At 69.9% G+C, this 17,789-nt stretch carries 12 protein-coding genes and 1 pseudogene; 5 read left to right on the top strand and 8 right to left on the bottom strand.

Features of this window, described 5'->3' with window-relative positions; translation table 11 throughout:
• Nucleotides 1–153: 153 nt before the first annotated feature.
• On the bottom strand, nucleotides 154–2,508 hold the full coding sequence (locus tag QE438_RS16505) for a Tex family protein (protein ID WP_307184072.1): 2,355 nt from the start codon (nucleotides 2,506–2,508) through the stop codon (nucleotides 154–156).
• A gap of 185 nt (nucleotides 2,509–2,693) precedes the next feature.
• On the opposite strand from QE438_RS16505, the gene QE438_RS16510 reads away from it, so the two are divergent.
• Nucleotides 2,694–3,062: a hypothetical protein gene (locus QE438_RS16510; RefSeq protein ID WP_306994060.1), complete on the top strand. Its 369-nt coding sequence runs from the start codon at nucleotides 2,694–2,696 to the stop codon at nucleotides 3,060–3,062.
• Between the two features lie 32 nt (nucleotides 3,063–3,094).
• Here QE438_RS16510 and QE438_RS16515 read toward each other — a convergent pair whose 3' ends face one another.
• On the bottom strand, nucleotides 3,095–4,321 hold the full coding sequence (locus tag QE438_RS16515; RefSeq protein WP_130514808.1) for an MFS transporter: 1,227 nt from the start codon (nucleotides 4,319–4,321) through the stop codon (nucleotides 3,095–3,097).
• A gap of 76 nt (nucleotides 4,322–4,397) precedes the next feature.
• Here QE438_RS16515 and QE438_RS16520 point away from each other — a divergent pair, with 76 nt between their 5' ends.
• The 4 genes from QE438_RS16520 (at nucleotide 4,398) to QE438_RS16535 (ending at nucleotide 7,720) form a co-directional block, all read left to right on the top strand.
• Nucleotides 4,398–5,192 carry a helix-turn-helix transcriptional regulator gene (locus QE438_RS16520; RefSeq protein ID WP_130523922.1) on the top strand — a complete coding sequence of 265 codons (795 nt, stop codon included), beginning with the start codon at nucleotides 4,398–4,400 and terminating at the stop codon, nucleotides 5,190–5,192.
• Nucleotides 5,193–5,458: 266 nt separating this feature from the next.
• Nucleotides 5,459–5,941 carry a hypothetical protein gene (locus tag QE438_RS16525; RefSeq protein WP_306994058.1) on the top strand — a complete coding sequence of 161 codons (483 nt, stop codon included), beginning with the start codon at nucleotides 5,459–5,461 and terminating at the stop codon, nucleotides 5,939–5,941.
• Between the two features lie 19 nt (nucleotides 5,942–5,960).
• A complete protein-coding gene (locus QE438_RS16530) occupies nucleotides 5,961–7,244 on the top strand; it encodes an XVIPCD domain-containing protein (RefSeq protein ID WP_306994056.1) in 1,284 nt (427 codons plus the stop codon).
• Between the two features lie 302 nt (nucleotides 7,245–7,546).
• On the top strand, nucleotides 7,547–7,720 hold the full coding sequence (locus QE438_RS16535) for a DUF1328 domain-containing protein (protein ID WP_130514813.1): 174 nt from the start codon (nucleotides 7,547–7,549) through the stop codon (nucleotides 7,718–7,720).
• A 212-nt stretch (nucleotides 7,721–7,932) separates the two neighbouring features.
• Here QE438_RS16535 and QE438_RS16540 read toward each other — a convergent pair whose 3' ends face one another.
• The 6 genes and pseudogenes from QE438_RS16540 to QE438_RS16565 all read right to left on the bottom strand — a co-directional run.
• Complete coding sequence (locus tag QE438_RS16540; protein ID WP_306996237.1) at nucleotides 7,933–8,376, bottom strand: VOC family protein; 444 nt, start codon at nucleotides 8,374–8,376, stop codon at nucleotides 7,933–7,935.
• Nucleotides 8,377–8,973: 597 nt separating this feature from the next.
• Complete coding sequence (locus QE438_RS16545) at nucleotides 8,974–11,115, bottom strand: S46 family peptidase (protein ID WP_306994054.1); 2,142 nt, start codon at nucleotides 11,113–11,115, stop codon at nucleotides 8,974–8,976.
• 4 nt (nucleotides 11,116–11,119) lie between these two features.
• Entirely contained in the window at nucleotides 11,120–11,614 is a 495-nt protein-coding gene (locus QE438_RS16550; protein WP_306994052.1) for a hypothetical protein, read from the bottom strand.
• Nucleotides 11,615–11,713: 99 nt separating this feature from the next.
• Nucleotides 11,714–12,232 carry a hypothetical protein gene (locus QE438_RS16555; protein ID WP_306994050.1) on the bottom strand — a complete coding sequence of 173 codons (519 nt, stop codon included), beginning with the start codon at nucleotides 12,230–12,232 and terminating at the stop codon, nucleotides 11,714–11,716.
• Between the two features lie 70 nt (nucleotides 12,233–12,302).
• Nucleotides 12,303–16,151, bottom strand: coding sequence for a translocation/assembly module TamB domain-containing protein (locus tag QE438_RS16560; RefSeq protein WP_307184071.1), 3,849 nt, complete (start codon nucleotides 16,149–16,151; stop codon nucleotides 12,303–12,305).
• Nucleotides 16,148–17,650 (bottom strand): annotated as a pseudogene (locus tag QE438_RS16565) (autotransporter assembly complex family protein); the annotation flags it as partial. The pseudogene QE438_RS16565 and the gene QE438_RS16560, both read right to left, overlap by 4 nt.
• Nucleotides 17,651–17,789 lie beyond the last annotated feature (139 nt).

Here is a 17,789-nt window from a genome sequence, read left to right on the forward strand (position 1 = left end):
GGCTGCGACAAGCCGCGGATGCTGGCTCGCCCATCGACGATGGTGCCGTCAGCGTCCGCGCGAAAGTCCCTGGATCCCCGCTTGCGCGGGGATGACGGACCTGGGTTGGGCGAGTGCGTGCGAATCACCCGTGTTTGGGCCGCACGCGCGCAATCACTTCCCCCGCGCCCGAGCAAACGCCGCAGCTAGCGCATTGTCCGCAGGCGGTGCGGTGGGCTTGGGCGGCCGTGCGTTGCCGCCGCCGTGGCGCGCGCCGCCACGTTCATTGCCCCGCGCAGTGCGGTCCTCGCGCGGGCCGCTGGTGGGGGCGCCGGGGACGTCGTCCAGGCGGCGGGTCAGGGCGATGCGCTTGCGCGCCACGTCCACCTCGAGCACCTTGACCTTGACGATGTCGCCGGCCTTGACCACTTCGCGTGGGTCCTTGACGTAGGTGTCGGACAGGGCGGAGATGTGGACCAGGCCGTCCTGGTGCACGCCGATGTCCACGAACGCGCCGAAGGCGGCCACGTTGCTCACCACGCCTTCCAGGATCATGCCTTCGCGCAGGTCCTTGATGTCCTCCACGCCCTCGGCGAAGCGCGCGGCCTTGAACTCCGGGCGCGGGTCGCGTCCGGGCTTCTCCAGTTCCTTGAGGATGTCGCGCACGGTGGGCACGCCGAAGGTCTCATCGGTCAGGCGCTCGGCCTTGAGCCCGCGCAGGAAGGCGGTGTCGCCGATGATCTGCTTGATGGTCTTGCCGTCGGCCTGGGCCAGGATGCGCTCGACCACCGGATAGGCCTCCGGGTGCACCGCGGAGGCGTCCAGCGGCTGCTCGCCGTCGTTGATGCGCAGGAAGCCGGCGCACTGCTCGAAGGTCTTCTCGCCCAGGCGCGGCACCTTCAGCAGTGCCTTGCGGGTGGGGTAGGGGCCGTGCTGGTCGCGGTAGACCACGATGTTCTCGGCCACGGCCTGGGACAGGCCGGACACGCGCGTGAGCAGCGCGGCCGAGGCGGTGTTGACGTCCACGCCGACCGCGTTGACGCAGTCCTCCACCTTCGCGTCCAGGGCGCGCGCCAGGCGGAACTGGTCCACGTCGTGCTGGTACTGGCCCACGCCGATGGCCTTGGGTTCGATCTTCACCAGCTCGGCCAGCGGGTCCTGCAGGCGGCGGGCGATGGACACCGCGCCGCGCAGCGACACGTCCAGGTTGGGGAATTCCTTGGCCGCGGTTTCCGAAGCCGAATACACCGAGGCGCCGGCCTCGCTGACCACGATCTTCTGCAGCTTGGGATTGTTGCAGGCCTTGATGACCTCGCCGGCCAGCTTGTCGGTCTCGCGGCTGGCGGTGCCGTTGCCGATGGCGATCAGCGCCACGTCGTGCTGCTGGCACAGGCGCTTGAGCGTCTGCAGCGACTGCTCCCACTGGCGCTTGGGTTCGTGCGGGTAGATGGTGTCGGTAGCCACCAGCTTGCCGGTGGCATCGACCACGGCGACCTTGCAGCCGGTGCGGATGCCGGGGTCCAGGCCAAGCACGGTCTTGGGGCCGGCCGGGGCGGCCAGCAGCAGGTCCTTGAGGTTGTCGCCGAACACTTCGATGGCCTCGCCTTCGGCCTTCTCGCGCGCCTGGTTGAACAGGTCCAGCATCAGGTGCAGGTGCAGCTTGGCGCGCCAGGTCAGGCGGCAGGCCTGCGCCAGCCAGGCGTCGGCCGGGCGGCCGCGGTGGTCGATGCCGGCCGCGCGCGCGATGCGGCCTTCGGCATAGGCGTTGCCGGCCTCGACGTCGGCGCCGGGCTCCAGGTCGAGCTGGATGAACTCCTCGCGGCGCGCGCGGAACAGGGCCAGCAGGCGATGCGAGGGGATCTTGGCCAGCGCCTCGCTGTGGTCGAAGTAGTCGCGGTACTTGGCGCCGGCGTCTTCCTTGCCTTCCACCACGCGGGCGCGGATCACGCCGTTGTCCTGCAGCCAGGTGCGCAGTTCGCCCAGCAGCGCGGCGTCCTCGCCCCAGCGCTCCATCAGGATGGCGCGCGCGCCTTCCAGCGCGGCCTTGGCGTCGGCCACGCCCTTGTCGGCATCGACGAAGCCGGCGGCGAAGTCCTCCGGCACGCGCGTGGGGTCGGCCAGCAGGCCGTCGGCCAGCGGCTCCAGGCCGGCCTCGCGCGCGATCTGCGCGCGGGTACGGCGCTTGGGCTTGTAGGGCAGGTAGAGGTCTTCCAGGCGCGACTTGCTGTCGGCGGCAAGCAGTTCGTTGCGCAGTTCGTCGGTCAGCTTGCCCTGCTCGTCGATGCTGGCCAGGATCGCGGCGCGGCGGTCTTCCAGCTCGCGCAGGTAGACCAGGCGCGTTTCCAGCGTGCGCAGCTGGGTGTCGTCCAGGCCGCCGGTGACTTCCTTGCGGTAGCGCGCGATGAACGGGACCGTGGCGCCTTCGTCCAGCAGGGCGATGGCGGCCTGCGCCTGCGCGGCCTGCGCGCCGATCTCGTCGGCGATGGTCTGGGCGATCTGGCGCGCGAGCGCCGCGGAGAGTGCTGCCATTGCGTGGTTCAACCGGGACTACAGGGCCGGCGATTGTGGCTTCCTGCGTGCGTCAGTCCAAGCGGTTGACTTTCATCGCGGATGTCCAAATTGCGGTTTGACGCGATGCCGAGCCGCTGCTAGAAGAACTAAGGGCCGTGGATCGCCGCCCGACTCGGAAGTACCACCCATGACAGGACGTCACCATGATCCCCGATCCAGAGCAGTTGGCAGAACAGCACGCGCGCGAATTCGCAGGCCCACAGGATCGGATGCTGCGCCAGGCCGGCCGCGCGCTGGAGGCCGTCGTCCAGCAGTTGCCCGAGGCCGAGCAGATCGCCTTCGCCGACCGCTACATGACGCGGCTGACCCAGCTGACCCTGGCGCAGTCCTCGTTCGCTCGCCCAGCCGAGGCCACGACGCGTCATACGCGTCGACCGCCGGAGGCGGCGGGATTGCCAGGTGATGCGAATGCGCGAACCCGACGGTCGGGCGTCCGGCGGTGGGTGCCGGTGCTGCTGGTCGTCGTCGCGGTGATCCTGGTCCTGCTGATCCGCGGCCTCGGCGCGCGGTAGCTGCTGCCGCGCGGGCCGGGCCGCACGCCGGCTCAGGCGTGCCGGCGGTTGGGCAGGAAGGCGGCCACGATGCCCAGCAGCGGCAGGAACGAGATCACCTGGTAGACCCAGAAGATGCTGGTGTGGTCGGCCAGCACGCCCAGCACCGCCGCGCCCAGCCCGCCCATGCCGAAGGCGAAGCCGAAGAACAGCCCGGACACCGTGCCGATGCGGGTCGGCATCAGCTCCTGCGCATAGACCAGGATCGCCGAGAACGCCGAGGACAGCACGAAGCCGATGATCACCGTCAGCACCGTGGTCCAGCCCAGGCTGGCGTAGGGGAGCAGCAGCGCGAACGGCGCCACGCCCAGGATCGAGGCCCAGATCACCGGCTTGCGGCCGATGCGGTCGCCCACCGGCCCGCCGATCAGCGTGCCCGCCGCCGAGGCCAGCAGGAAGCCGAACAGATGCAGCTGCGCGCTGGGCACGGACAGGTGGAACTTCTGGATCAGGAAGAAGGTGTAGTAGCTGCTGATGCCGGCGATGTAGAAGTACTTGCTGAAGATCAGCACCAGCAGCACGCCGATCACCCAGGCCACCGTGCGCCGCGGCAGCGGCGCGATGCCGGCCGGCGCCGCCGCCTTGGGCCTGGCCGCGCTGCGCGCCAGCTGCAGCCCGTACCAGCGCCCGACATAGGTCAGCAGGCCCATGCCGATCAGCGCCGCACCGGCGAACCAGGCCACGCTGGTGCGCCCGTTGGGCACGATCACCGCTGCGGCGATCAGCGGGCCGATGGCCGTGCCGGTATTGCCGCCGACCTGGAACACCGACTGCGACAGCCCATGCCGCCCGCCCGAGGCCAGCCGCGCGATGCGCGAGGACTCGGGATGGAACACCGCCGAGCCGATGCCCACCAGCATCGCCGCGCACAGCACCATGACGAAGTTGGGCGCATAGGCCAGCAGCAACAGACCGCACAGCGTGGAACCCATGCCCATCGGCAGCGAGTACGGCGCCGGCTTGCGGTCGGTGCGCAGGCCGATCAGCGGCTGGAACAGCGAAGCGGTGAGCTGATAGGTCAGGGTGATCAGGCCGACCTGGGCGAAGCTGAGCTGGAACTGGCCCTTGAGGATCGGATACAGCGCCAGGATCAGCGACTGCATCATGTCGTTGACCAGGTGCGAGCCGGTCAGCGCGGCGAGCACGCCCACCGCGACCGGGCCGCGCGCGGGCGCTGACGTGGCGGGCTGGGCGGGCAGGGGCGCGGTGGTGGTCGACATGACGGCGGCACGGTCCGGGACGGGCAGGGGGCGCATGGTAAAGTCGCGGCCGACGCCTTTCTTGCGCGATCTGGTCATGACCTCCCGCGAAAAGGACATCGATGGCTTGGGTGAATCCCGCCGCGTCGGGGCGGCCGCCGACGTGCCGGTGACCTGCCTGGCCCGCGATTACCCGGCCGACACGCGGATTCCGCTGCACCACCATCCCGACCGGCACCAGCTGGTCTACGCCGAAGGCGGCGTGCTGGCGGTGCGCGCCGGCGATGGCCGCTGGGTGGTGCCGAGCACGCGCGCGCTGTGGATGCCGGCGGGCGTCGGGCATCAGGTGCACTGCATCGGCCTGGTGCGCATGCGCAGCCTGTACATCCTGCCCGGCGCGCTGCCGGCCGCGCCGAAGGCGCCTTCGACCGTCTCGGTGACGCCGCTGCTGGCCGCGCTGATCCATGCCGCGGCCGAGGTCGCCTCGCCGTGCGCGGCCGACTCGCGCGATGGCCGGCTCATGCGCCTGATCCTGGACGAACTGCAGACCCTGCCGGTGCTGCCCCTGCATCTGCCCGAGCCACGCGACGCGCGGCTGCGCGCGATCGGCCGCCAGCTGGAACAGGCGCCCGACGATGCCTCCACCCTGCAGGACTGGGCCGCGCGCCTGGACGTGGACGTCAAGACGATCCAGCGCCTGTGCCAGCGCGAGCTGGGCATGACCTTCGGCCAGTGGCGCCAGCAGGCGCGGCTGCTGCGCGCGCTGGAGCGCCTGGCGGTGGGCGAGAAGGTGATCGATGTGGCGCTGTCGCTGGGCTACGACAGCCCCAGCGCGTTCGCGACCATGTTCAAGCGCCGCTTCGGGCAGACGCCGAGCCAGTTCTTCCGGTGAAGACACTGAAGCTGGGACAGACGTCGCGGCTGACGGGTTTGACCCCTTTCCGGGGCGCTGCTAGAAGGTGAACCGGGCCATCCGGGGGTGGCCTCTCTCTCGCAGCGAGACCGATCTCCATGCACCGTCCGACCCCATCTGCCGCCGTCGTCTCCCTGCGCCTGATCTGGCTGGCCCTGAGCGGCCTTGCGACCACGGGCTGCGCGACACCGACGCGTCCGGACGCCGCCCCCGCCGCCGCTTCCATCCCTTCGAAGGATCCGATGATGAATGCCACCACCGCGATGCCCCTGAGCCTGGACGATCTCAACCAGCGCGTCCTGCGCCTGATCGACGGCATCCACAGCCGCGAGGATCTCGCACCGGCGCAGCTGCAGCGCCTGACGGGCGTGGAGGTGGAGGTCAATGCCGAAGACCCGACGATCTATGGCATCGCCGGCCCGGTCGCAGGCCAGGGCCGCTACAGCCTGGTGTCCTCGCACAAGAACGCCTCCGGCCAGGTCGACAGCCTGCTGCTCTCCTTCGAACCCGACGATGCGGCCGCGCCCTGCGCCAGCGTCGAGGGCTACCGCAGCGCGCTGGCGGCCGCCGGCTTCTCCGGCCAGCACCTGCCGGCCGGTCACCGCGGCAACGAAGCCTGGTACTTCACCCGCCAGGGCGTGAGCGTGAACCTGCATGTCCGCCCCGCGCGCGGCGCCTCGCCTGCGCCGGACTGCGTGGCGTCCATGGTGATCGGCGTCTACCAGTAGCGTTGGCGAGGACTAGGACATGAACGACAAGCACGTCGCAGGCAAGCCCTCGCTCACCCCGGAACAGCAGCTGCAGTCGATGCTGGATGCCTTCGACAAGGCCAATGCCAGCGGCAGCGTGCATCCGGGGGAAGACCTCAAGGCCGTGCTGGACAGCACGCCGGGCCTGAAGGCCAATGTGCTCGACGCGATCGAGAAGAAGCAGCTGGACAGGATCGAGGCGCTCAACGTCAACGGCGCGCTGGGCGTCTACATGGGCGATTCGCGCACCATCCAGATTTCCCCCAGCCAGCTGCACATCGCGCGCACCGACCCGGAGATGCTCAACTCGGTGCGCTTCACTCTGGGCCACGAGGTCAAGCACGCGGCCGATCGCGCGCAGATCATGACCTCGGACGCCAGCCTGGAGAAAGGCGTCAATGCGCTGGCCGGCAGCGGCGGCAAGGTCCACGACTACACCGCGGTGATCAAGCAGTTCAACGAGACCTCGCGCAGCCTGGAGACGCATGCCGAACTGACCGGCTACAACGTCGTGGTCGCCCAGGTGCTGAAGGACAATCCCAAGGCGACGCTGCGCGATGTCTACAACACCTCGCCCAGCGACATGGATCCGTACATCCAGAAGGGCGGCACGCCGGCCAACCCGACCTACACGCCGCGTCCGGGCATCACGCTGGACGGGCTGAAGATGGCGGAGACCAAGGAGAACCTGGCCGCGGTCAACACCTACTTCTACGAAGCGCGCGGCTACCCGCAGCAGAACGTCTCCCAACTGCTCGACTATGCCGGCCAGGCCGAGGCGCATTACCACCCGGGCAAGGGCGCGCCGCAGATCGAGGTCGACCTCAAGGCGCTGGGTGTGTCCAAGGGCCAGGTCTCCACCAGCGCGACGTATGTCGATACCAGCGCCAAGCCACGGCTCGGCGTGCCGGCCGCGGCGCCTGACGGGCTATCCGGCAACCGCCTCTACGATGATGCCGCGCAAGGCCTGGGACGCACGCAGACCGGTGCCGTCCTGGACGGGATGGCCTTCCGCCAGACCGCCGCGGCGATGGCGGCACAGGCGCAGCAGGACGGCCTGCACCGGATCGACAGCGTGCATGAAGGCCGCGATGGCCGGCTGTTCTCGGTCCAGGGCCAGCCGGGCGCGCCCGACGCCCTGCGCAGCCATGTCGAAAGCGCCCAGGCCAGCCGCCAGCCGCTGGAGCAGAGCGCACAGGCCCTGCAGGTCCCGCAGGCGCCACCGCCGCAGGTGCAGTCGCGCGAGCAGGATGTGCAGCAGCACGCGCCGTTGATGCGCTGAGCGCAGCGTCAGCCGGCGCGTGGGGCGTTGGCGGGCGGTTCGTTGGTTTAGGGCGGGATTGCGCGGGAGACTCGTGCCCGAGGCCAGAGGCCAGAGGCCAGGAGGATTGCAGGGATTGCTAGGTTGGCGGGCCGTCAGCATGCGCCGGCCCGCGCGGGCTATGGGATACCTCAGCAACGCGCCCGCGCGGTCGTTGCGGACCGGGCTACGCAGGATGTGAGCATCGCGTCTGCGTGTCCTCACCCGATGCGCACCGCGCGCTGGCTAGGGTGCCGTCATCTGACCGTGCAAGGAGACATCCCATGCTCAAGTGGGCGCTGATTTTCGCCATCATCGGTGTGGTAGCGGGCGTACTCGGCTTCGGCGGCATCGCCGGCGGCGCGTTCGCCATCGCCAAGTTCCTGTTCTGGGCCTTCATCATCATCGCCGTGATCCTGTTCGTCCTGGGCATCACGGTCTTCAAGAAGGTCACCTAGCCCACGCTCCGCCCCTCCCCTTGCGCAGCAGGGGGAGGCCGGGAGGGGGTTGCTCAGCCGAGGCGATTTCTACCGAAGAGCAGCAGTCTTTTCACTGACTGGTTCGCTAATCGCAGTTCCCGTTGGATTGCGCCCCAGCGCGGCGACATCGTCGAACGAAGTGCTGCTAATCACTTGGACTGCAGGCGCGGCTAGGCCTCTCACGCGCCCGGTCATTCCGCTGGCGGCTGCATGAACTCGATCGTGATGCGATCGGGGCCGGTGACATAGGCAACCAACGTCCCCTTGCGCGGCCCGCCGGGTATCGGCTGTGGGCTGCCTTTCGCTTTCCAACCCGCCGCCTCGACGCGCGCGATGGCGGCGTGGATGTCCTTCACGGCCAGCGCCAGGTGCGCGGCGCCGATCGCACCTGCGCTCTCCGGTACGGCTCCATGCTCGCCGCCTCCGGAGTACTGCAGCAGTTCAATCACGAACCCGTCCGGCGCCTCGACGATCGCGGTCCGCACGCTCGGATCGTCCACCCCTGTGACCTGACGTAGAAACTCGCCTCCCATCTCCGACTGCCGCCGCAGCGTGAAGCCGAGCGCTTGCGTCCAGAAGCGAATGGCCTCGTCCAGCGAGGAAACGGCAAAGCCCGTGTGATCCACGGCGATCACGTTGGCGGTCTGGGTCACTGCGGCATACTCCCTGTGGGGGGATCGGGGAAAGCAGGATTCTGCACCTTGAGACCACCGGCAACTGCGAGGCGATCCTGGGTCGAGCAGATCTCAAAGCAAAGAGCAAAAGCACCCATCCCCCTCAGTCGCTAGATCGCGACTTCGAGCTCCCCTTCGCCTGCGGCGAAAGGGAGGGGGCAGAAGCGGTGCAGCCGCTTGGGTCTGTAGGCTTACTGGTCCAGAAGGCCTAACAAGCACAGCGCGCTGCCCCTCCCCTTGCGCAGCAGGGGGAGGCTGGGAGGGGGTTGGGTCAGGTCGCGCAGATCTCAAAGCAAAGAGCAAAAGCACCCCTCCCCAGCCCTCCCCTTCGTCTACGACGAAAGGGAGGGGGCAGAAGCGGTGCAGCGCCTTGGGTTTGTGGGCTTACTGGGCCAGAAGGCCAAGCAGGGTGCAGCGTGCTGCCCCTCCCCTTGCGCAGCAGGGGGAGGCTGGGAGGGGGTTGTGTCAGGTCGCGCAGATCTCAAAGCGAAGAGCAAAAGCACCCCTCCCCAGCCCTCCCCTTCGCCTGCGGCGAAAGGGAGGGGGCAGGAGCAGGACCTACTGCGCCGGCACGCCCATCTCGCGCAGCAGGGCAGGGGCCGGATAGACCTTGGCCAGCAGCCAGCGGATGTAGCGCGCATCGACGTGGATGGCGCGCTTGTAGCGCGGGTCGTACCACCAGCTGGCGCTGACCGCTTCCCAGTTGCTGTCGAAGTTCAGGCCCATCAGCTCGCCCTTGGCGTTGAGCACGGGCGAGCCGGAGTTGCCGCCGGTGGTATCCAGGTTGGTCAAAAAGTCCACGGTCTGGGTCTTCAGCACCGGGTCGGCGGTGCTGCCGAAATCGCCCTTGGCGATCGCCTCCAGCAGCGGCTTGGGTGCATCGAACGGCACCGTGCCGGTGTTCTTCTCCACGATGCCGGCCACCGTGGTGAGCGGCGCATAGGCCACCGCATCGCGCGGCGCCAGCGGGGTCACGCGGCCGAAGCTCACGCGCAGCGTGCTGTTGGCATCGGGATAGCTGGCGCGGCCCTGCTTGGCGCGCCAGGCGGCCAGCGCCTGCATATAGGCCGGGCGCAGGCGCAGCAGATCGCCCTCGCGCGTCTTGCGGGCGTTCTCCAGTTCCAGCTGCGCCGGCACCAGCTTGGCGGCCAGTGCGATCAGCGCATCGTCGGCCAGCGGCTGGCCCTGGCGCGCGGCAGCGAAGCGCGACAGGCGCTCGCTTTCGGTCCCCAGCGTGGTCGCGCCGTACAGCGCGTCCAGCGCCTTGGCCAGTTCGGCCGGGGTGCGGCCGAAGGCGGCATCGAAGGCCGGCACGCGCTGCGCCTCCGGCAGCTGCTGGTAACGGCCCAGCAGCACGGTCAGCAGCGCCTTCTCGGTGGCCGCGTCGTAGCGGCGCTGGACCTGCTTGAGCTGGCCCTCGATCAGCGCCTGGTCGCGCTGCTGGTAGCCGGTCTCGCGCTGGGCATCGGGCTTGGCCGACTCGAGGCGCAGGCGCTCCAGGGTCAGCGCCGAACGCAGCAGCTGCGTCTGCCCGGCGACCAGGCCCAGCAGCAGGTCGCGATCGCCCAGCGCCTGGCCCTGGGCCAGCAGCTGCTGCAGCTGATCGATCTGCTGCTTCTGCGCGCCGCGCGTGGCCGCGAGCATGCCGGCCTCGTCGGTGGCACGCAGGCGCGCGGCATCGCTGCGCTGCAGGCCTTCCAGCTCGCCGGCGGCGCGCTTGCGGTTGTTCTTCAGCGACTGCAGCTGCGAGGCATAGCGCGTGCGTGCCTCGGCATTGGCCTTGCCGGCCTGCTCGATCTGCGCGATCAGCGCATCGAACACGGCCACCCGCGCCGGCAGCACATGGCCGACCTGCGCCTCGAACTCGGCCGCGGTGCGGTTGCGATAGGTGATGCCGGGATAGCCGGCCAGCATGGCGAAGTCGCCTTCCTTCGGCCCCTCGATGGCCATCTTGAGGAACGCCGGCGGCTGGTAGGGCACGTTGTCGGCGCTGTAGTCGGCTGGCTTGCCGTCCTTGCCGACATAAGCGCGCAGGAAGGTGAAATCGCCGGCGTGGCGCGGCCACATGAAGTTGTCGATCTCATCGCCGTAGTTGCCGATGGCGCGCGGCGGCGCATAGACCAGGCGGATGTCGCGCAGCTCCAGCTGGGTCACGCGATAGAAGTCCGCGCCGTAGTCCATCGTGGCCACGCTGCAGCGCACGTTCCCGGCGGCCTCGCACGCGGCCACCAGGCGCTTGCTGGCCGCGTCCACGGCATCGTAGTAGGCGCGGCCGGTCTTGCCCTTCGCATCGGCCAGCACCTGGTCGGTGACTTTGTCGAAGGCGGTGGTGACCAGCACGCGGAAATCGGGATTGGCCGGCAGCTCCTCGCCGCGCGCCTGCGCGACGAAGCCATCGTCGATGAGGTTGGCGCCGGCCTTGGTGTTGTACTGGATCACGCCATAGGCCACGTGGTGATTGGTGACCAGCAGCCCGTCGCCCGAGACGAACGAGCCGGTGCCGCCGCCGACCTTCACCACCGCGCTCAGCGGCGCCTGCGTGACATCGGCCAGCGCGGCCGGATCGCCGCGGAAACCCGCCTCACGCAGCGGCTCGGCCAGCGACGGCAGCTGCGTGGGCAGCCACATGCCTTCGTCGGCACGGGCGGTGGGGGACAGCAGCAGCGCCAGCGAGGCGGCCAGGGGCAGGGTGCGGGTCATGGGCTCACGACGGGTGAAAAAACGTGGCCGCGACAGTAGCGGCCGTCTGCGCGGGCGGCAAATGGCAAACGCATGACGGTTCGGTCATCGGCGTGCCGGTTGGCCTGCGCGAGGGCGCAGGTGTGCGTCGGACCAGCGCCCAGCCCAGCACGTGCAGCGATATCCAGAGCTGGCGACCAAGCCGCGCGCGCCGCAGCGTCCGCGATGTCCAGGCTCTTACGTTGCGGCAGACCGGCCAACGTCGCGAGCCGTTGGCCAGCCATTGCAGCGCAGGGGCCACCACCGCATAGCGCAGGCCACGCAGCATCGGCATCGCATCGGCATAGGCGGAGAGCAGCTGCGCGGTGAGGAGCATCAGCACCACGTCCAGCCCGATCGCATCCAGCACCGGGAGCATCAGCCGCACTTCCGGATGCGTGGCGAACAGCAGCATCACCAGCAGCAGGACCGCCCAGCGAACTTGGCGCCGCCTGCGCGGCGACAGAAGCGACAACCGCATGGTGATGCTCCCGGGCCGGTTCCTGCGGCCGTGGGGGCAAGATGCGGGCGTCAGCGCGCAGGACAAGCCCGCACCATGCCCGATGCGGGCTTGTCGCGGTCAGGCGGAGTCGGCGTCGCGGCCGTATCGCACATGGGTGACGAAGCGCTGCAGGCCCGTGCTTCCGAAGATCATCCAGACCGCCAGGACCAGCTGCAGCAAGGTCGAGACCACGCCGCCCAACTGCTCGGGGCCCCAGGCGAAGTATCCGGAGGCTTCGTGTCGCGTCAGCAGGTAGATCGTGACCCAGTAGCTGGCGTCGGGCAGGGCCGTCAGCAGCGTCCAGAATCCGAGCAGGGTCAGGCCTACCGACAACGCGGTCGAGGCGCCCATGGCGTGATCGGCGCGCGGCTCCTTCATCACCGGCAGCAGCTTGCGCGCGATGGTCAGTGGGAAGCGCCAGAGTGCGGCGCAGATCAGCAGGCCAAGGGCCAGCACCGCCAGGCTCCAGACCATCGCCGTGGTGTCGTGCTGCGCGCGCAGCGCCGCCATGCTCGGCAGGAACGACCGCAGCAACGTGATCAACAGGAAGATCGCGAACAGGCGCGATCCAACAGCGATACAGTCTTCCCGGTTCATGGCCTGATTCCTTGACCTTTGAAGATGTTGAGCTGGCCGCGCAGCGCCTTCGCGCTGCTGGCGATGAGGACTACTTCTCCTTGCGCCAATTGATCGACCCGCGCGTTTCCACGGTGGACGATTCGATCTCGGCGTTGAAGCCCTTGCGCAGCAGGTATTTGAGGGTGACCACCGAGCCGCCGCCGACCATGGCCACGCCGTAGCTGACGTAGAGCTTGGGCGAGAGGTACTTGCCGATGCCGAACACCGAGGCGCCCATCGTGCGCGACTCCAGCACGCCGGCGTCGTCCAGGCCGATCTTGGCGCCCAGCTGCGAGGCCAGCAGGCCGGCGCCGGCCGACAGCGCCGAGGACGCGGCGCTGACCTGCGCGCTTTCCTGGCTGCTGGCGGTGCTCAGCGGGCGGCCCAGCACCAGGTAGGCCAGCGCGTCGGATTCGGAGGTCTCCGGGTTGGACCAGACGCTGGCGCGCGGCGCGCTGGCGCGGCCGGTGACGTCGATGCCGGCGGTCACGCCGGCGCTGACCACTTCGCGTTCGGCGCGGATGTTGATGTTGGGGTCGGAGACGTCGTCGTTGCTCCAGCTCAGCTCGCCGCGGGTGATGGTCAGCTTCTGCCCATAGGCGGTGTAGCGGCCATCGACGTTGAGCTGGCCGGTGGCCGACATGGCGCGGCCGGCGCGCGAGTGCACGCTCATCTGGCCCTGCAGCGAGCCTTCCAGGCCGAAGCCCTTCATCCGCACCTGGTCGCCCAGGTTCACCGCCAGGTCCAGCTTGAGCAGCGAGCTGCCGCCTTCCTCCGGGTCGGCCGGGTCCAGCACCACCACGTCCTCGGAGGTGGACACGCCTTCGCTGAGCTTCTCCAGGTTGAGGTTGGCCGAGGGCACGGTGACCTGGCCGCCGACGCCCAGCACCTTGCCCTGCAGGGCGATGGTCATGTCCGGGTCGATCACCGCGCGCAGCTGGGTGGTGTCCGAGGCCAGGAAGTTGTCGCCGCGCACGTGGAACAGCAGCGGCTCGTCGCCGCCCTGCCAGCCCAGCGAGCCATCGATGGACAGCGCGCCGCCGGTGCCGCCGCCGCCGGTGGCCGACTGCGACTTCACGCTGCCCTTGATCTGCGCGGTGCCGTCGGACAGCGCGGTCAGCTGCGCATTGCCTTGCACCAGGGTGATGCCCAGCGCCGGCAGGTCGCCGGTGAAGTCGCTCAGGTCGGCCTCGCCGCTGAGCAACGGCGCGCCGCGCGTGCCGGCCAGGCCGATGTGGCCCTTGAGCTTGCCCTGCGGACGCACCAGGTCCGGCGAGAACAGCTCCAGCCAGAACAGGCGGTCGTTGTAGAGATAGATGTTGCCGGTCAGCGGCGCGTAGCTGTCCCAGCCGGTATCGAAGGTCGCATCGACGAAGCCGTTGCCCGCGAAGCCCGTGCCGAGACGGCCGTGGATTTTCTGCGGGGTCATGTCCACATCGATGCTGAAGTGATCGTAGTGGACCAGTTCGCCGCGGCTGTTCTTGCCCATCTTCAGGCCGCCGTCCATCGAGGCGATGTGCACCTGGCCCTGCCAGGCGTTGGCCTGCGGCTTGAGGTTGGCCTCCAGCGTCAGGTCGCCGCGCAGGCTGAGCTGGCGGCCGTCCTGCTGCGGCAGCCACGGCTGCACCAGGGTCAGCGGCAGTCGGTCGGAGTGCGCGCGCACGCCGTTGCGCGGCCAGTCGGCCGATACGCACAGGCTGCCGCCGTCGCCGCCGGCCAGGCAGCTGTCGGACAGGGTGAAGGTCTGGCCCTTCTGGCTGAAGCGCGCGGCCTGGGTCAGCGCCCAGGCATCGCCCTTGGACGGGACGATGCGCAGCGTCTCCAGCGTGCCGGACCAGGCGCCGTCCTGCGCCTGGCGCGCCGCGCCGGCGAGGGTGAGCGAGGCCATCTGGCTGTCGGCCTGCGCATGCAGCTGCAGGTCCTGCACCGCGCCGCGCGCCTGCACGTCGAGGCGGTCCAGCGCCAGCCCGGCCTGCACGCCGGTGCCGGTCAGCGCCAGCTGGCCATCGCCGCTCTTCCACGGCAGCCGGCCCTTCAGGCTCAGGGTCTGGGCGGTATAGGTGTCGAACTTGAGCGCGTTGCCGGTGAGGTCGGCCTCGAGGGTCGGCGCGGCGCGCGGGCCGGAGAGCTTCAGCGTGCCGGCCAGCACGCCGGTGGCGCCGGGCAGCAGGTCGGCCAGCTCCAGCGGGTCCAGGGTCGCATCGATATCCAGCGTGTCGGCCACCTTGCCCTGCGCCTGCACGCGGCTGGCGCCCAGGCTCAGATCCAGCTTGCCCTGGCCGCTGTCGCCCTGCAGGACGAAGTTGCCGCTGCCGGCCAGCTTGCGGTCGCGCAGGCGGCCGCCCAGCTGCGGGATGTCCAGCGTCGCATCGAACCCCGTGCCCTTGCCTGTGGCCGGATCGCGCTGCGCGCCCTTGCTGGACAGCTGGCCGGTGACCGCGCCCTTCCAGCCGGCGGCGAAGTAGCCCGGGTCGAAGTTCTGCAGCGTCGCCGCCACGTCCCAGGACAGCTGCGGCGCCCAGCCGACCTGGCCGGTCACCTGCAGCCCGCCGGCCGGAGTGGTCGCCTTGAGCGTCTTGAGCAGCACCTTCTCCAGGTCGCCGCGGCCGTCGAAGTCCACCTTCGCCTTGTCCTGTCCGCGCGCCAGATCGGCCGTGCCGATCGCCGCCCAGTCCGCCTTGCGCCCGGCCACGCCCAGGTCCGCATCGGCCCGGATGCGCGCATCGCCTTCGCCCCACTTCAGGCCGCGCGCGTTGACCGCGAACTTGAAGCTCGGGTCCTCGGTCTGGGTGAAGTCGGCATGGCCGTTGAGCGTGACGCGGCCGTCGAGCAACTGCACCGCCAGCGGCTGCACGGTCAGCGTGGTGTCGTCGATGCGCACGTGCGAGGGCTCGATCACCACCGCGTTCTCGCCCTGCTGGGCGTGGCCGCTGATGGCCGCGCCGCCGTCGGTGCCGCTGGCCTGCAGGTCGAAGGCCAGCGGCGGCGCATCGGCCGCGCCCACGCCCAGCAGCGACAGGTCCAACTGCTTGCTGACCGCGCGCATGGCCCAGTCCGGCTTGGTCGCGCCGCGCACGTCCAGATGCACGCGCACCGGCGCCGGCGCGTTGCCGCCCACCGCCACCTGCATGTGCTTGACGTCGCCGCGGGCGACCAGCCCCAGCCGCGCCGGCGTCTTGCCGCGCGGGGCGGGGAAGCCGGCCGACACGGTCAGGTCGGTGTCGTAGTCGTCGCCCGGCCGGTAGTGGCCGTCGATGGAGAAGTTGCCGCGGTCGCTGGTGATCTTCACCGCGCTGGCTTCGGCATAGCCATCGCCCAGGTCCACGCCGCCGCGGATGCTGCCGAGGAAGATCACCGGCTCGCCGCCGGAGGTGTAGCGCAGCCGGTCGACCTGCAGCGTGTCGGCCTGCAGGTTCAGCGGCAGCTCGATCTGCGGCATGACCTCGGGCCAGCGCGGCAGCTCGAACGGCTTGTCCGGGCTGGGCGCGACCTCCAGCGTGGCGTCCTCCACTTCCAGCCGGTCCAGGCGCAGGCGCTTGCCCAGCAGCGGGCGCAGGTCCGGATCCAGCAGCACACGCTTGGCGGTGAAGTCGATGCCGTCCATGTGGAAGTGCACGTCGCGCAGCGTCAGCGGCCCGGCGACCGGGCCTTCGGCGCTGGCGTAGGTCAGCGAACTGCCGGCCGGCAGGCGCGCGATCACCTGCGCCAGCAGCACGTCGCGGCCGGCCACGGTCTGCAGCAGCCAGTACAGCCCCACCAGCGCCACCACCACCAGCGTGGCCACGCCGATCGCGCTGCGGATGGCCAGCGTGCGCATGCGCGCCTTGCGCCGGGCGCGCAGCTGCGCGATGCGCGCCTCGCGCTCCTCGGGGGTGACGTCCTGCGGCGTGCGGCTCACAGGCTGGTCCCGATGCTCAAGTACAGCTGCACGACCGAGTCGGGATCGTTCAGGCCGTGGGCGATGTCTACCCGCACCGGGCCGATCGGCGAGCGGTAGCGCACGCCGACGCCGACGCCGGTCTTGAGATCGGGCGAGTCGTTGTAGGCGCTGCCGGTGTCGACGAAGATCGCGCCGCCGATGGGACCGCCCTTGTAGTAGTGCTCGTATTCTGCGCTGGCGGTGATCAGCTTCTTGCCGCCGACCGAATACTCGCCGCCCTCGGTGCGCACGCGCGGACCGACCTCGCGGTACTGGTAGCCGCGGATGCTGTTGTCGCCGCCGGCGTAGAAACGCAGGCTCGGCGGCAGCGCGTCGGGCGAGCCGGCGCTGGTCTGGCCGATCTCGCCGCGCAGGATGAAGCGGTCGTTGGCGCCGATGCCCTTGAACCAGCTCGCGCCGACCTGCAGCTGGGCGAAGTTGGTGTCCGAGCCGGCGCCTTCCAGGCCGCCGCGCAGGGTCGAGCGCGCGACGATGCCGCTGCGCGGGAACAGGCGATCGTCCACGTTGACGTACTGCGCCTCCAACTGCGGATAGACGTAGGTCGCGTAGCGATACGGCGCGGCCGCCTCGGCGCCGTCGCCGTTCTCGTCCTCCAGCTCCAGCTTCCAGCGCTCGCGCAGGGCGTGGATCGAGGCGGTGAGCGTCCAGTTCTCGTTGAGCTGGCCGCTGCGGCTGCCGATCAGCTCGATGCGGCGGGTGTCGATGTAGTCGGTCTGCTCGTCGTACAGCTGCGCGGTGGCCGCATACCAGCCATCGAGCCACTTGAACGCCGGGATGCGGTAGGTGCCGGTGAGCGACTTGCGGTTCTGCGCGTAGTCCAGCAGCGCCTTGAACTTGTGCCCGCGCGAGTTGACGTAGCGGCGCTCGATGCCCGCCAGCACACCGGCGCCGTACTCGGTGCCGTAGCTCAGGCCGGCGGTGTAGATATTGCGCTTGGCCAGCTTGAGGTTGACGTCGATCGGCACGCGGCCGTCCACCGCGTGATCGGGATCGGGCTGGATGTCGATGTTGCTGAAGTAGTCCAGCGCCACCAGCGACTGGCGCAGCCGGTCCAGCTTGCCCTGGTGGTAGTAGCTGCCCTCGTCCCAGTAGACCAGCTGGTCGAGCAGGCCGGGCCGGAAGTAATCCTGGTGGAAGATCGTCGGGCCCATGTCGTAGCGGATGCCGCTGACCCAGGACAGGTCGATGTCGGCGGCATGCTGGGCGCGGGTGATCTCGACCCGGCGGTCCTGGAAGTCCGCGTCCAGATAGCCGCGCTCGGCCAGGCGGCGCACGATCTTGAGCTTGCTGGCCTCGTAGGTCTGGTGGTCGAACACCTGGCCCGGGCGCGGCGCGAAGTCCTTCAGGTCCTGGGCCAGGTAGCGGTCGCTGCCGCCTTCGCCCTCGATGCGGATATCGGCATCGCGCACGCGCACCGGTTCGCCCGGGTCCACGGTGACCACCACGGTGAGGTGATCGGCCGGCGCGCGCACGCGCGGCGCGTTGGCGGCGCTCGGCGCGGCCTCGCCGGTGGCCTGCTGCGCGGTGGCGCCCTCGCTGGCATCGGGATTGACGTCGGCCGGGGCCACCGAGGTGGTCACCTTGCCGTCGGCGTCG

The sequence above is a fragment of the Pseudoxanthomonas sp. SORGH_AS_0997 genome (genome assembly GCF_031453535.1).
In the GTDB taxonomy this organism is placed as follows: Bacteria; Pseudomonadota; Gammaproteobacteria; order Xanthomonadales; family Xanthomonadaceae; genus Pseudoxanthomonas_A; species Pseudoxanthomonas_A winnipegensis.